Raw genomic sequence first — 14,433 nt, 5'->3', positions numbered from 1 at the left:
GGCGCCTGCCAACGTTGACGGCGTGGAGGCGATCCTCGAGGAGTTCGACGATTACCTGAACCTGCAGTGCGATCGCTCGGCGCACACGCGGCGCGCCTATCTCGGGGATGTGCGCTCGTTGCTGGCGTTCCTCGACGCGCGCGGCGTCGGCGTGACCGGGCTGAGTCTGCCGGTGCTGCGGTCGCGTCGCCCGGCGCGTAGACCGGCTGGCCGGCGGACCCGGGCAGATCCACCCCCCGGTGCCCGGGCTGCCAGTCGGGAGTCGGCGCGTCGAACCCGCGGGTGACGACGGGCGGCGGCCGCAGCGGCCACTCCAGCCGGGGATCGTCGGCAGCCGCCGGCGCCGCGCAGGCCAGCCCCACGCTCAGCACCACCCCGATGGCCCGCCGCACGCCGTGCAGTCCAGTACCGGATCGACGGCGACGCCAGTCGGTGCTGTGCATAACCATGGGCTGAGCCCGTGTAAACTGCTGGTCGCAGCTCGTTCGCGGGCTGACTTCGCGCGCCTGCAACCGATCGATTGCCGTGCGGTCCCATCTCGGGGTTTCCCCGGAGACGGGTGCGGCATTGCGCAGGCGCCAGGGCTGGGCCTCACCCGAGGCCGGGCGACAACCGACACAAAGGAATACCGGCAATGGCCGTAGTCACCATGAAGCAGCTGCTCGACAGCGGCACCCACTTCGGGCACCAGACCCGTCGCTGGAACCCCAAGATGAAGCGGTTCATCTTCACCGACCGCAACGGCATCTACATCATCGACCTGCAGCAGACGCTCACGTTCATCGACAAGGCGTACGAGTTCGTCAAGGAGACCGTCGCCCACGGCGGCACGGTGCTGTTCGTCGGCACCAAGAAGCAGGCGCAGGAGTCCGTGGCGGCCGAGGCGACCCGCGTCGGCATGCCGTACGTCAACCAGCGCTGGCTGGGCGGCATGCTCACCAACTTCTCCACCGTGCACAAGCGGCTGCAGCGCCTCAAGGAGCTCGAGGCGATGGAGCAGACCGGCGGGTTCGAGGGCCGCACCAAGAAGGAAATCCTGGGTCTGACCCGCGAGAAGAACAAGCTGGAGCGCAGCCTCGGCGGGATCCGGGACATGAACAAGGTGCCGTCGGCGGTCTGGGTCGTCGACACCAACAAGGAGCACATCGCCGTCGGCGAGGCCCGCAAGCTCGGCATCCCGGTGATCGCGATCCTGGACACCAACTGCGACCCCGACGAGGTCGACTACCCGATCCCGGGCAACGACGACGCGATCCGCTCGGCCGCGCTGCTCACCAAGGTGATCGCCTCGGCGGTCGCCGAGGGCCTGCAGGCGCGCGCCGGCCTGGGCCGCGGCGACGGCAAGCCCGAAGCCGAGGCCGCCGAGCCGCTCGCCGAATGGGAACAGGAGCTGCTGGCCTCGGCGACAGCGACAGCTGCCACCACTCCATCGTCTGGCCCCACCGACGCCGCTGCGGGCGCCACAGAACCAACACCCACGGAAGGCTGATATGGCGAACTTCACCGCCGCCGACGTCAAGCGGCTTCGGGAGCTCACCGGCGCCGGAATGCTGGACTGCAAGAACGCCCTCGCCGAGACCGACGGTGACTTCGACAAGGCCGTCGAGGCGCTGCGGATCAAGGGTGCCAAGGACGTCGGCAAGCGCGCCGAGCGCGCCACCGCCGAGGGCCTGGTCGCGGCCAAGGGCGGGGCGCTCGTCGAGCTCAACTCCGAGACCGACTTCGTCGCCAAGAACGCCGAATTCCAGGCGCTGGCCGACCAGGTCGTCGACGCCGCGCTGGCCGCCAAGGCCACCGACGTCGACACCCTCAAGGCGGCCAAGATCGGTGACAAGACCGTCGAGCAGGCCATCGCCGACCTCTCGGCCAAGATCGGCGAGAAGCTCGAGCTGCGCCGCGTGCAGTACTTCGACGGCAATGTCGAGACCTACCTGCACAAGCGGGCCGCCGACCTGCCGCCGGCCGTCGGCGTGCTGGTCGAATTCACGGGTGAGGACCCGGACACAAGCACAGCCGCCGCGCACGCGGTGGCGCTGCAGATCGCGGCGCTCAAGGCCCGCTTCCTGTCCCGCGACGACGTGCCCGAGGAGGTCGTGGCCAGCGAGCGCCGCATCGCCGAGGAGACCGCCAAGGCCGAAGGCAAGCCCGAGCAGGCGCTGCCCAAGATCGTCGAGGGCCGGCTCAACGGCTTCTTCAAGGACGCCGTGCTGCTCGAGCAGCCATCGGTGTCCGACAACAAGAAGACCGTCAAGGCCCTGCTCGACGAGGCCGGGGTGTCGGTGACCCGGTTCGTGCGCTTCGAGGTGGGTCAGGCCTGAGCGGCCCCCGCGGGCGGGCTAGCGTCGGTGCCATGCGACGCGTCCACGCTTTCTGCGACGATGCCCTCGGTGACCTCGACGCGGTCGGCCTTAGCGACGCACTCCGGGCCGGCCGGGTCGGCCGGGCGGAGGTCATCGAGGCGGCGATCGCGCGCACCGAGGTCGTCGACCCCGTCCTCAACGGCTTGGCCTATGCGGCGTTTCGGCAAGCGCGGGAGGCCGCTGAGAATGCCGGGAACGGCAAGCCCGCCGACGGGTTTTTCAGCGGCGTTCCGACGTTCCTGAAGGACAACGTCGACATCGCCGGTCAGCCGACCATGCACGGCACCGACGCGTGGACGCCCTGGAACGCCACCTCCGACAGCGAATTCACGCGGCTGTTCCTGGCGACGGGCTTGGCGCCGGTGGGCAAGACGCAGCTGTCGGAGTTCGGCTTCAGCGCGTCGGCCGAGCACCCGCGGCTCGGGCCGGTCCGCAACCCGTGGGACACCGACTACAGCGCGGGCGCGTCGTCGTCGGGATCGGGCGCGTTCGTCGCGGCCGGCGTGGTGCCGATGGCACACGCCAACGACGGCGGCGGCTCCATCCGCATCCCGGCCGCGTGCAACGGGCTGGTCGGGCTGAAGCCGTCGCGTGGCCGGCTGCCGCTGGATCCGCATCTGCGGCGGATGCCGGTGGGCGTCGTCGTCAACGGCGTGGTGAGCCGCACGGTGCGGGACACGGCCGCGTTCTACCGGGAGGCCGAACGCATCTGGCGCAACCACAAGCTGGCGCCGATCGGAGACGTCACCTGCCCCGGCCGGCGGCGGCTGCGAATCGCCGTCCTGACCCGGTCGGTGCAGCGCGAAAGCGGTCCGCAGGTAAGGGAACTGACGCTCAAGTCCGCCGCGCTACTCGAACAGCTTGGCCACCGCGTCGAACACCTCGCCGAGCCGCCGATACCGGCCAACTTCGTCGACGACTTCGTGCTGTATTGGGGATTCCTGGCGCTCGCCCAGATCCGCGGCGGCCGGCGGATGTTCGGGGATACGTTCGACCGGACCCGACTGGACAGCCTCACATTGGGGCTGGAGCGCCACACCAGCCGGAACCTGCATCGTCTGCCGCTGGCGATCGTGCGCCTGCGCAGGGTTCGTCGGCACACCGCCAAGTTGTTCGCGACCTATGACGCGGTGCTCACGCCCACCCTCGCCGACGAGACGCCCCGCATCGGCCACCTGGCTCCCACCGACTACCGGCAGGTCATCGACCGGCTGATCGACTGGGTTTCCTTCACCCCACTGCAAAACGTCACCGGCGAGCCGGCGATGTCGCTGCCGCTGGCCCAGTCCGGCGACGGCATGCCGGTAGGCATGATGCTCACGGCCGACCTCGGGCAGGAAGCGCTGCTGCTGGAGCTGGCCTACGAACTCGAAGAGGCCAAGCCGTGGGCGCGCATTCAGGACTGAAGAACGTCAGTCGGATCCGAGCTTCTCGAGCATCCGCTTGAACTCGCGCTGCTGAGCCGGCGTCAGCTTGCTGAGGATGCGGGCGTCGGCCTCGTTGACCGCGGCCTCGGCGCGCTTGAGGAGCCCGCGCCCGTGCTGGGTCGGCGTCGCCGGCAGCGCCCGGCCCGAGGACACCGACTCCGGCCGGGCCACGGCCCCGATGTCCTCGAGCTTGCGCAGGACGCTGTTCATGGCCTGCGGTGTGACGCTCACCTGTCGCGACAGCTCGGCGCTGGACAGCCCCGGCGACTGCGAAACGATGCGCAGGCAAACGAATTCGGGCAGCGTCAGGCCAAGGGGCGCCAGGGCGGCCGAAACCTCCGGGCGCAGGACGGACGCCACCCGGTAGAGCAGGTACCCGAGCGGCGGGTCTTCGGCCTCAACCATGTCAACGATCCTTACATACCGCGGGCACGGGCGGGGTAACCGACCGGCAGCGCAAGCCATGTTCACCGGTCAACGAGGATTTCTGATGCCCAAGACGACGAAAGCCGGGAAGCCGTCCCCGCGCCTCAGGCCGGTCGGCGGAGGGCGTCGCTGCCATCTCTGGCAAATGCGATAATCGCTTTCTTGCCGACGAGTTTGCCCGATCCGAGGTCGCTGCTTTCGCCACAGTCGGGGACGGGTTCATCCGGGACTGCACGCCGGCGACGGTTTGCTGTTGCGCCGCAAAGCTCTCTGTCAATGCCCTTTATGTTCAGCACGCCCTGGCTCCGCGCGCGTGCCTAAACCGGTCGGATACCCGGGGGTGCGCCGGCTAATCCGTTTGTGGGAATTGATGCGAATGTGAAAGATGTGAACGAGGAGAATTGCGGCGCCGAAATCGGATTCGTCACGATCTGCGCAGTTAAGGGCGTCGCGCGGACAATTCGCCGAAAGTCGCCGCGTTTAGCCCGGGTGCCGAGTGGTTACGCATAGTCGTGTGCGCTTATCGCCCTTCGGGGGGAGCGAATATTGGATTCGAAAGGAAATGTGCAATGGAGTTCACCAAAACCGCCGCCAAGACAGCGATTGCCGCTGCGGGGATAGCGGCCGCCACGATGTTCGCCCCGGCGATCGCTTCCGCCGCGCCGCCGCCCAACATCCAGGGATTCGGCACCAGCGAGCAACTCGTCGACGGACCCATGGTCACCAGCTACACCGTCAGCAACCTGCAGCCGACCAACGTCACGATCCCCGGCTACACCCCCAAGGGCACGCTGTACGAGGCGAACATCACCGCCCGGGCGACCAGCGGGACCGTCACCCCGATCGTCAGCGACTTCATCGCCCGGGGGCCCAATGGCCAGAACTACCACGTGATCGACAACGTTCCGGCTCCGAACGGCCTCAACCCCGCGCCGATTCCGCAGGGCGGCGAATCGACCGGCGTCGTGTACTTCGATGTCACCGGTGCCCCGCCGAACGGCGTCGCGTACAACGCGGGTGGGCAGGACGTCCTGATGTGGACGTCGAACGTTCCTGGGGGCTCGGGCGCACCGAACTCGAGCGCGGCCCCGGGCACGCCGCCGAGCCCGGCCGTCCACAGCTGATCCGCTCACCACATCCTCCCCGCGTCACTCCGGTGACGCGGGGAGGACTGCGTATGCGGGCATGGCGCGCGAGGAGATGGGGTACCCCGCCGGCATGAGTTGCGACGATCACAGGCCCGCAGAAGTTCGCGAACAGGCGCAGCAAAACGCCGAGGAGGCGCGGGCCGCCATGGCGGAGCGGCGCAACGGCCATGCCGGTGGGGTGGCCGGCTGGGTGGCCGAGCGAGCGGGCGCGTGGGACCTCAGCGGCTTCGACGAGGCCGCCCTGCAGCGGCAGAAGTATTTCTGGAACTCGCTCGTGGACCACTGGTTTCGGATGGAGATCGACGGCTGGGAAAACATCCCGGAACCGCCGGTCCTGCTGGTCGGCATCCACTCGGGGGCTCCGTTCGTGTGGGACGCGTGGACCGTCGGCCTGCAGTGGTGGCGGCACTTCGGACCCGAGCGCCAGCTGCACGGCACCGCGCACGACGCGCTGATGGCAATACCGCTGATCGGGCGCTACTTCCGGTCCATGGGTGTGCTTCCGGCCGCCCCCGACGCGATCGCCACCGCGTTGGCCCAGGGGCGCGACGTCGCGCTGTGGCCGGGTGGGGAAGTGGACTCGTTGCGTCCGTGGACCGAACGCGACCGCGCCAACCTGGCCGGGCGAAAAGGCTTCGTCAAGATGGCAATTCGCGCGGGCGTGCCCATCGTGCCGATCTCGACCGTGGGCGGCGCCGACGCCATGCCCGTGCTGATCCGCGGTGACCGGCTGTCCCAGGCCCTGCGGCTCGATCGGCTGTTGCGGCTCAAGGTGTTCCCGCTGGCGATCTCGTTGCCGTGGGGTATCGCGCCCGCCGCGCTGCCCCAGCTGCCGCTGCCGGCCAAGATCCGGACCCGATTCATGCCGGCCGTGGAGCTCGACCACGACCCCGCGCGTGCCGATGACGACGCGTACGTCGAGAGCAAGTACCACGAAGTGCAGGACGCCATCCAGGACGGCATGGACGCGCTTGCGCGCAAGCGGGCGTTTCCGCTGTTCGGATAATGGACCGCAGTGTGACTGCAGTGTGGTTGCGCCGCAACGGTTTACGGTGCGACGGGATCGATCGTCTGCGCGAGTGCCGGCGCCGCCGCGGCCGTCGGCTCGTGCACGATCCATTCCGGATGCGGCGGCGTCACCGCCATGTAGCCCACCCCCCGGACCGTGTCCACCATCGACTCGTGCTCGGCTCCGAGCTTGGCGCGCAACCGGCGCACGTGGACGTCGACGGTTCGGACGCGACCGTGGCAGTCGTAGCCCCAGACCTCGTGCATGAGCCGGGTCCGGGTGAACGCGCGGCCCGCGTGCTGCACCAGAAAATTCAGGAGTTTGAACTCCGTCAGCGTCAGGCCCAGGTCCTCGCCTTGTAGTGAGGCCGAGAAGCTGCCCGGGTGCAGGATCAGGTCACCGAACTTCAAGGCGCCGTCCAGCGCACTGCGCCGACGGGTGACCGCCAGCCGCAGGCGCGCCTGGAGCTCTTCCGCGCCGGTTGCCGGCGGTATCACGTCGTCGACGTGCCAGTCGGCATCGACCGCCAGGAAGTCGGCCGGTGCGATGACGGCCACCACCGCGATGGCGGGACTCCCGGCCGTCAGCCGTTGGCACAGGCTGCGCGCCGCCGCCAGGTCAGTGCGGGCGTCGATGATCGCGACGTCGGGGTCGCCGCCCCGGCCGTCGCCGTCCGACGTCGTGAGCGGTGCGCGTCGCATGCTCCGCGCTATCGAGCTCAGCGCGGGCACCGCCGATTCGAAGTCGTCCTCGTCGGTGAGGAGCAGCACGTCCAACGACATCTCCAAAGCTCTGTCGGGGGACCCTGAACCCCGACCCCTGGCGCCGGGGACATGTCCGCCAGCGCAAAGCTGGGTACCCGATTCGGAGCAAATCCATGCAAGTGATTCCCCGGCTCGCCGTCACCCCCGACTAGGAGAACCTAACGGGTCCGGTCCGCTTTCGCAGGCCGGACGCTCGAACGTTGATGGGTCCGGTCCGCTTTCGCAGACCGGACGCTCGAACGTTGATGGGTCCGGTCCGCTTTCGCAGACCGGACCCATCCGGGATACAAGCTTCGACCAGTTACTGGTGAGACTTCTGGCGCTGCTCGGCTGCCTCGGCACCGCCGCGGGCGGCCTCGGCCTCGGCTTCCTTCTTGGCCGCGTTGCGCTGCGCCTCAGCCTTGTCTTGCTGAGCCTGGCCCTCGCGGGTGAGGTCGTCACGGCCGGTAACCGTGCCGACCGCTTCCTTGACCTTGCCCTTGGCGTCCTCGACGACGCCCTTGATGCCTTCGGCAGGTCCGGACTTGTTGTTGTCCGCCATGGATTAGCTCCTTCTTGGTGGCGTCCTTGTTGAGCGTTCTCGCCCAACGCCGGCCGATCAGGCGATCGGCCCGGTCACGCGGCGGCCGTGGTCCCCGGTTCTCGAAACCTGCGTAACCCGCCGCGATGGTGCGAATTCCCGCTGGCACCGCCCGCTCAAACATCCGCTTCTCCAGGCGCGTGCGCCGGCGGCGCCGATACCGGCCCCAGAGTGTGCAGATAATGCACCCCTCCGACGCCCCGTTGTGCTGCGATGAGGCAGGATGTGCAATGCCGTTCCGGATGAGGTCGCCCGGGATGGCGCTCTCATGCGAGGAGTCTGATGACGGAGTCCACGGAGCCGACCACCAATTACTTCGGCCAGCCGGCGCGGCGATCGAAGTATGCGCGAGTGTTGCTCAAGCTCGGCGGCGAGATGTTCGGCGGGGGCCAGGTCGGACTGGATCCCGACGTGGTCGCACAGGTCGCCCGGCAGATCGCCGAGGTGGTGCGCGACGGGGTCCAGGTCGCCGTGGTGATCGGCGGCGGCAACTTCTTCCGGGGCGCCCAGCTTCAGCAGAGGGGGATGGAACGCACCCGCTCTGACTACATGGGCATGCTGGGCACGGTGATGAACAGCCTTGCGCTGCAGGACTTCCTGGAGAAGGAAGGCATCGTGACCCGGGTCCAGACGGCGATCACCATGGGGCAGGTGGCCGAGCCCTACATTCCGCTGCGCGCGGTGCGCCACCTGGAGAAGGGACGGGTGGTCATTTTCGGGGCCGGCATGGGACTGCCGTACTTCTCGACCGACACCACCGCCGCGCAGCGGGCGCTGGAGATCGGCGCCGAGGTGGTGCTGATGGCCAAGGCGGTCGACGGGGTGTTCTCCGCGGACCCGCGGATCAACCCCGAGGCCAAGCTCATCGCGGCGATCAGCCACCGCGAGGTCATCGACCGCGGGCTGCGGGTGGCCGATGCGACCGCGTTCAGCCTGTGCATGGACAATGGCATGCCGATCCTGGTGTTCAACCTGCTGACCAATGGCAATATCGCCCGCGCGGTCGCCGGTGAGAAGATCGGGACGCTGGTCACCACCTGAGGGGAAACGATGATCGATGAGGCTCTCTTCGATGCCGAAGAGAAAATGGAAAAAGCGGTGGCTGTCGCCCGCGACGACCTGTCGACCATCCGGACCGGCCGCGCCAACCCCGGCATGTTCTCCCGGATCACCATCGACTACTACGGCACCAACACCCCGATCACGCAGCTGGCCAGCATCAACGTCCCCGAGGCGCGGCTCGTCGTCATCAAGCCTTACGAGGCCGGCCAGTTGGGCGCCATCGAGGCGGCGATCCGCAACTCCGACCTCGGCGTGAACCCCACCAACGACGGCACCCTGATCAGGGTCGCGGTGCCCCAACTCACCGAGGAACGCCGCCGCGAGCTGGTCAAGCAGGCCAAGGGCAAGGGGGAGGACGCCAAAGTGTCGGTGCGCAACATCCGTCGCAAGACGATGGAGGAGCTGCACCGAATCCGCAAGGACGGCGAGGCCGGCGAGGACGAGGTCGGCCGGGCGGAAAAGGACCTGGACAAGACCACCCACCAGTACGTCACGCAGATCGATGAGTTGGTCAAGCACAAAGAAGGCGAGCTGCTGGAGGTCTAGCGGCCGCTCAGCAGCGAAATAAATCCGGGCCCGTGGCAACCACCGGCGCAGGCATCCCGTCCGACGAGCCGATGGATGAGCCCAGCCAGACCGTGCGCCAGCCTGCGAAGAAGACGTCCCGGGCGGGGCGCGACCTGCCGGCCGCGATCGCCGTCGGGGCCAGCATCGGCAGCGTCCTGATCGTGACGCTGTTATTCGCCCCCCGCTATTGGGTGGTCCTGGTCGCCGGGGCCATCCTGGTCGCCACCCACGAGGTGGTCCGCCGGCTCCGCGAGGCCGGGTACTCGATCCCGGTCGTCCCGCTGCTGGCGGGCGGTCAGCTCACCGTGTGGCTGACGTGGCCGTTCCACGCCGCGGGCGCGCTGTCCGGCTTCGGTGTCACCGTGGTGGTCTGCCTGTTCTGGCGGCTGTTGATGCAGGACAACAGCAAACGACCAGATCCGTTCGTCGGTTCGCCCTCGGCGAACTACCTGCGCGACGCGTCCGCGACGGTCTTCCTGGCCGCCTGGGTGCCGCTGTTCGCCTCCTTCGCCGCGCTGCTCGTCTACCCGAAAGACGGGGCGGGCCGGGTGTTCTGCCTGATGCTCACCGTCGTCGCCTCCGACGTGGGCGGCTACGCCGTGGGGGTGCTGTTCGGCAAGCACCCGATGGTCCCGGCGATCAGCCCGAAGAAGTCCTGGGAGGGGTTCGCCGGTTCCCTGATCTTCGGGATCACGGCGGCGACCCTGGCCGCGACCTTCCTGGCCGACAGATCGCCGTGGATTGGCGTGCTGCTGGGGGTGGTCCTGGTGATCACCTGCACGCTGGGGGATTTGGTGGAGTCCCAGGTCAAGCGCGACCTCGGCATCAAGGACATGGGCCGGCTCCTGCCCGGCCACGGCGGGCTGATGGACCGGCTCGACGGCGTGCTGCCGTCGGCGGTCGCGACCTGGACGGTGCTGACGCTGGTGCGTTGACCTGACCCATACTGGGCATGTCATGGCCCAACAGTTGATCTTCGACGAGCCCCGGCCGAGCAGGCCGCCGCGGCACCTGGCCGACCTCGACGCCGGCGCCAAGCAGCTCGCCCACCAGTACTACGGCCGCCTGATCGCCGACCCGCGGGAGATGACCGACCTGCCGGCGGCGCTGCGCGAGCGCATCGCCGAGGCGATGTTTCCCACGCTGCTCACGCCGGTCACCGACGTCACCTGCGACGCCGGACAGACCCGAAAGACGTTGTGGCGGGCCCTGGACGGGGCGACGGTCGAGTCGGTGCTGATGCGGTACCCGCAGCGGAATACGGTGTGCATCTCCTCGCAGGCGGGGTGCGGAATGGCCTGCCCGTTCTGTGCGACGGGTCAGGGCGGGCTGACCCGCAACCTGTCGGCCGCGGAGATCCTCGAACAGGTCCGCGCCGCCGCGGTGGCCCTGCGCGACGACTTCGGGGGCGACCGGCTGTCGAACGTGGTGTTCATGGGCATGGGGGAGCCGCTGGCCAACTACGCGCGGGTGCTGGCCGCGGTGCGCCGGATCACCGATCCGCCGCCGCAGGGTTTCGGCATCTCGGCGCGCTCGGTGACGGTGTCGACGGTGGGCCTGGTCCCGGCGATCCGCAAGCTCGCCGACGAACGCCTCGGCGTGACCCTGGCCTTGTCGCTGCACGCCCCCGACGACGAGCTGCGCGACTCGCTGGTGCCGGTCAACGGCCGGTGGAACGTCGCAGAGGCGCTGGACGCCGCGCGCTACTACGCCGACGCCACCGGCCGCCGCGTCTCGGTCGAGTACGCGCTGATCCGCGAGGTCAACGACCAACCGTGGCGGGCCGACCTGCTGGGCGAGCGGCTGCATCGCGTCCTCGGGCCGCTGGTGCACGTGAACCTCATCCCGCTCAACCCGACGCCGGGCAGTGCGTGGGACGCCAGCCCCAAGGCGGTGGAGCGCGAATTCGTGCGACGGGTCCGGGCCAAGGGGGTTTCGTGCACGGTGCGCGACACCCGCGGCCGCGAGATCAGCGCCGCCTGCGGACAGCTGGCCGCCGAAGGCGGGCGGCGGTAGCGCGGGCGATTCGGACTGGGCCTGCGGACAGCTGGCCGCCGAGCGGTGAACCAAGCGGGGCTTCCGCGCGTCTTCTCCGACAGTAGCCAGCAAACAAGGGGTGTCTCGATGTTCCGTTCGTTCTTCCCGTTCAAGCTGTTTGCCGCGGTCGCGTTCACGCTGGTCATCGTGGTCGGGCTAGCCAATGCGCCGCGCTCGTCGGCCGCTGACGACCGGCTGCAGTTCACCGGGACCACCCTCAGCGGCGCGCCGTTCAGCGGAGCGAGCCTGCAGGGCAAGCCGGCGGTGCTGTGGTTCTGGACGCCGTGGTGCCCGTTCTGCAACGCCGAGGCGCCCGGCGTGAGCCGGGTGGCGGCGGCCAACCCGGCCGTCACGTTCGTCGGCGTCGCCGCGCACTCCGACGTGGGCGCGATGCAGAACTTCGTCTCCAAGTACAACCTGAACTTCACCACCCTCAACGACGCCGACGGCTCGATCTGGGCGCGCTACAACGTGCCCTGGCAGCCGGCGTGGGTGTTCTACCGGCCCGATGGCAGCTCGACGTTCGTCAACAACCCCACCTCGGCCATCTCCGAGCAGGACCTGTCCGGCCGGGTCGCCGCGCTGACGCGCTGACGCCGTGGACCACGGTCTTGTCGGTCTGGCCTTCGCCGCCGGGCTGGTGGCGGCGCTGAACCCGTGCGGGTTCGCCCTGCTGCCCGGGTATCTGCTGCTGGTGGTGCGCGGGCAGGGGTCCGGCGGACGGTTCCCGGCGCCCCTGGCGGCGGTGGGCAGGGCGCTGGCGGCCACGGCGGTGATGGCGCTCGGGTTCATGACGGTTTTCGGTTCGTTCGGCGTGCTGACCATCTCGGCGGCCGCGACTGTGCAGCGCTACCTTCCCTACGCGACCGTGCTGATCGGCCTGGTCCTTGTCGGGCTCGGACTCTGGCTGCTGTCGGGCCGCGAGGTGACCGCGCTGACGCCCGGCGCGCTTCGACCGCAATGGGCCCCCACCGCGCGGCTGGGGTCGATGTACGGGTACGGCATCACCTACGCGATCGCGTCGCTGTCCTGCACCGTGGGCCCGTTCCTCGCCGTGGCGGCCGCGGGCCTGCGCGGGGGATCGGTGGTGTCGGCGCTGGCGATCTACCTCGCCTACGTGGCCGGGCTGACCCTGGTCGTCGGCGTGCTGGCGGTCGCGGCGGCGGCGGCGAGCACCGCCGTGGCCGACCGGTTGCGACGGGCGCTGCCGTTCGTCCATCGCCTCGGGGGCGCGCTGCTGGTGCCGGTCGGGCTGTACGTGGCCTACTACGGCGTCTACGAGCTGCGCCTGTCCGGCCCACGAGCGACCGGGCCGGACGCGGTGATCACCGCGGCCGGACGGCTGCAGGGCGTGCTGGCGGGCTGGGTGCACGACCACGGGGCCCGGCCGTGGGCGGTGGCGCTGATCCTGCTATCCGTCGGCGCATTCGCCGGCGCCCTGCACCGGCGGGCGAAACACCCTCGTGGGCGGCTACCGGATCCAGCCGCGCCGGCGACCCCACAGGTCGCGGATCAGGACGAAGAGCGCCACCGCGGCGAACCCGATCAGGTACCAGTCCTCGATGTGGCCGACGTGATTACCCCGCAGCATGGCCAGTAGGAACAGGATGATCACCAGGCCGGTCAGGTGCCAGGAGCGGTAGTTGATCTTGCTCCAACCCCACGCGGCGGACGGCACCTCGGCCACGTCGACGCCATTGACGTCTCCGTAGCGCTGCACCTCGGTACTGGCCACGGCGAGCCCCTTTCGGATCGGTTCGGCTTCCCACCGGAGATTCTGGCATACGCGCGCCGCGGCGCGGCGGGCCAGCGGGACATGGCCCGTGCCGTCGGCGGGCGGCACAATGAGTGGGTGAGGAAGCCGACGGAGCGAGCCGACCCCGGGGGCCGCCTGCGCGTCCTGGTGCTGGGCAGCACGGGCTCGATCGGCACCCAGGCGCTGGAGGTGATCGCCGCCAACCCCGACCGGTTCGAGGTGGTGGGGCTGGCCGCCGGGGGCGCGAACACCGACACCCTGTCGCGGCAGCGCGCCGAGACCGGCGTGACCAACGTCGCCGTCGCCGACGAGGCCGCCGCCCGGCGCATGGGCGACGTCCCGTTCAGCGGGCCCGACGCCGTCACCCGACTGGTCGAGGAGACCGACGCCGACGTCGTCCTCAATGCGCTGGTGGGGGCGTTGGGCCTGCGTCCGACCCTGGCAGCGCTGGAGTCCGGCGCGCGGCTGGCCCTGGCCAACAAGGAATCGCTGATCGCCGGCGGCCCGCTGGTGTTGCGGGCGGCGCGGCCCGGCCAGATCGTCCCGGTCGACTCCGAACACTCCGCGCTCGCCCAGTGCCTGCGCGGCGGCGACCCCGACGAGGTCGCCAAGCTGGTGCTGACCGCCTCGGGCGGGCCGTTTCGCGGCTGGACCGCCGCCCGGCTCGCGACGGTGACCCCCGAGCAGGCCGGCGCGCACCCGACCTGGTCGATGGGGCCGATGAACACGCTCAACTCGGCGTCGCTGGTGAACAAGGGCCTCGAGCTCATCGAGACCCACCTGCTCTTCGGCATCCCCTACGACCGGATCGACGTGGTCGTGCACCCCCAGTCGATTGTTCATTCGATGGTCACCTTCGTCGACGGCTCCACCCTGGCGCAGGCCAGCCCCCCGGACATGAAGCTGCCCATCTCCCTGGCCCTGGGCTGGCCGCGCCGGGTGGCCGGCGCGGCGGCGCAATGCGACTTCAGCACCGCGTCCAGCTGGGATTTCGAGCCGCTGGACCACGAGGTTTTCCCCGCCGTGGAGCTGGCCCGCCACGCCGGTGAGACCGGCGGCTGCCTGACGGCGGTCTACAACGCGGCCAACGAGGAGGCGGCGGCGGCGTTCCTCGCCGGGCGGCTGCCGTTCCCCGCGATCGTCGAAACCATTGCCGACGTGCTGCACGCCGCAGGCCAATGGGCCGCCGAACCCGCTACCGTGGAAGAAGTGCTCGACGCGCAGCGCTGGGCCCGGGAGCGGGCGCGGAGCGCGGTCGCAGCCGTCAAGGTCTCCGGAGTGGTCTGAGAAAGGTCGT

The 14,433-nt window shown here is 69.6% G+C and carries 15 protein-coding genes and 3 pseudogenes; 13 read left to right on the top strand and 5 right to left on the bottom strand.

Annotated features, from left to right (window positions below; all coding sequences use genetic code 11):
- Positions 1-22: 22 nt before the first annotated feature.
- From BN971_RS25980 to BN971_RS19225, 4 genes and pseudogenes are all read left to right on the top strand, one after another.
- Positions 23-191, top strand: a pseudogene (locus BN971_RS25980) (site-specific integrase); the annotation flags it as partial.
- A gap of 443 nt (positions 192-634) precedes the next feature.
- Entirely contained in the window at positions 635-1,489 is an 855-nt protein-coding gene (gene rpsB / locus BN971_RS19235) for a 30S ribosomal protein S2 (RefSeq protein ID WP_085180785.1), read from the top strand.
- 1 nt (position 1,490) lies between these two features.
- Positions 1,491-2,318, top strand: coding sequence for a translation elongation factor Ts (gene tsf, locus BN971_RS19230; RefSeq protein ID WP_085180786.1), 828 nt, complete (start codon positions 1,491-1,493; stop codon positions 2,316-2,318).
- A gap of 32 nt (positions 2,319-2,350) precedes the next feature.
- On the top strand, positions 2,351-3,766 hold the full coding sequence (locus BN971_RS19225) for an amidase (RefSeq protein ID WP_085180787.1): 1,416 nt from the start codon (positions 2,351-2,353) through the stop codon (positions 3,764-3,766).
- 6 nt (positions 3,767-3,772) lie between these two features.
- Here the strand turns inward: BN971_RS19225 and BN971_RS19220 are convergent, their stop codons facing one another.
- Positions 3,773-4,192: a MarR family winged helix-turn-helix transcriptional regulator gene (locus tag BN971_RS19220; protein ID WP_085180788.1), complete on the bottom strand. Its 420-nt coding sequence runs from the start codon at positions 4,190-4,192 to the stop codon at positions 3,773-3,775.
- Between the two features lie 140 nt (positions 4,193-4,332).
- Positions 4,333-4,490, bottom strand: a pseudogene (locus BN971_RS25970) (NAD(P)-dependent oxidoreductase); the annotation flags it as partial.
- 292 nt (positions 4,491-4,782) lie between these two features.
- Between BN971_RS25970 and BN971_RS19215 the strand changes: the two are divergent.
- Both BN971_RS19215 and BN971_RS19210 read left to right on the top strand, forming a co-directional pair.
- Complete coding sequence (locus BN971_RS19215) at positions 4,783-5,337, top strand: MPT63 family protein (protein WP_085180789.1); 555 nt, start codon at positions 4,783-4,785, stop codon at positions 5,335-5,337.
- 94 nt (positions 5,338-5,431) lie between these two features.
- On the top strand, positions 5,432-6,367 hold the full coding sequence (locus tag BN971_RS19210; RefSeq protein ID WP_085180871.1) for a lysophospholipid acyltransferase family protein: 936 nt from the start codon (positions 5,432-5,434) through the stop codon (positions 6,365-6,367).
- A gap of 41 nt (positions 6,368-6,408) precedes the next feature.
- Here the strand turns inward: BN971_RS19210 and BN971_RS19205 are convergent, their stop codons facing one another.
- Positions 6,409-7,152 (bottom strand): winged helix-turn-helix domain-containing protein, encoded by a 744-nt coding sequence (locus BN971_RS19205; protein WP_085180790.1) that lies wholly within the window; start codon positions 7,150-7,152, stop codon positions 6,409-6,411.
- Between the two features lie 283 nt (positions 7,153-7,435).
- On the bottom strand, positions 7,436-7,675 hold the full coding sequence (gene mbp1, locus BN971_RS19200; protein WP_085180791.1) for a microaggregate-binding protein 1: 240 nt from the start codon (positions 7,673-7,675) through the stop codon (positions 7,436-7,438).
- 321 nt (positions 7,676-7,996) lie between these two features.
- Here mbp1 and pyrH point away from each other — a divergent pair, with 321 nt between their 5' ends.
- From pyrH to BN971_RS19170, 6 genes and pseudogenes are all read left to right on the top strand, one after another.
- On the top strand, positions 7,997-8,755 hold the full coding sequence (gene pyrH, locus BN971_RS19195) for a UMP kinase (protein ID WP_085180792.1): 759 nt from the start codon (positions 7,997-7,999) through the stop codon (positions 8,753-8,755).
- Positions 8,756-8,764: 9 nt separating this feature from the next.
- Positions 8,765-9,322 (top strand): ribosome recycling factor, encoded by a 558-nt coding sequence (gene frr / locus BN971_RS19190; protein WP_085180793.1) that lies wholly within the window; start codon positions 8,765-8,767, stop codon positions 9,320-9,322.
- A gap of 32 nt (positions 9,323-9,354) precedes the next feature.
- Positions 9,355-10,278: a phosphatidate cytidylyltransferase gene (locus BN971_RS19185; RefSeq protein WP_090350457.1), complete on the top strand. Its 924-nt coding sequence runs from the start codon at positions 9,355-9,357 to the stop codon at positions 10,276-10,278.
- 22 nt (positions 10,279-10,300) lie between these two features.
- A complete protein-coding gene (rlmN, locus tag BN971_RS19180) occupies positions 10,301-11,359 on the top strand; it encodes a dual-specificity RNA methyltransferase RlmN (protein WP_090350455.1) in 1,059 nt (352 codons plus the stop codon).
- 108 nt (positions 11,360-11,467) lie between these two features.
- A complete protein-coding gene (dsbE, locus tag BN971_RS19175; RefSeq protein ID WP_085180795.1) occupies positions 11,468-11,974 on the top strand; it encodes a disulfide bond-forming protein DsbE in 507 nt (168 codons plus the stop codon).
- 4 nt (positions 11,975-11,978) lie between these two features.
- A pseudogene (locus BN971_RS19170) lies at positions 11,979-12,836 on the top strand (cytochrome c biogenesis CcdA family protein); the annotation flags it as partial.
- A gap of 15 nt (positions 12,837-12,851) precedes the next feature.
- Here BN971_RS19170 and BN971_RS25965 read toward each other — a convergent pair.
- Entirely contained in the window at positions 12,852-13,115 is a 264-nt protein-coding gene (locus BN971_RS25965) for a DUF2631 domain-containing protein (RefSeq protein WP_085180873.1), read from the bottom strand.
- A gap of 81 nt (positions 13,116-13,196) precedes the next feature.
- Here BN971_RS25965 and dxr point away from each other — a divergent pair, with 81 nt between their 5' ends.
- Positions 13,197-14,423, top strand: coding sequence for a 1-deoxy-D-xylulose-5-phosphate reductoisomerase (dxr, locus tag BN971_RS19160; RefSeq protein ID WP_085180796.1), 1,227 nt, complete (start codon positions 13,197-13,199; stop codon positions 14,421-14,423).
- Positions 14,424-14,433: the final 10 nt, after the last annotated feature.

It is taken from the genome of Mycobacterium bohemicum DSM 44277 (assembly GCF_001053185.1).
GTDB classification, from domain to species: Bacteria; Actinomycetota; Actinomycetes; order Mycobacteriales; family Mycobacteriaceae; genus Mycobacterium; species Mycobacterium bohemicum.
The sequence above is the reverse complement of the archived record's forward strand: the minus strand, read 5'-3'. Positions and strand labels throughout refer to the sequence as shown.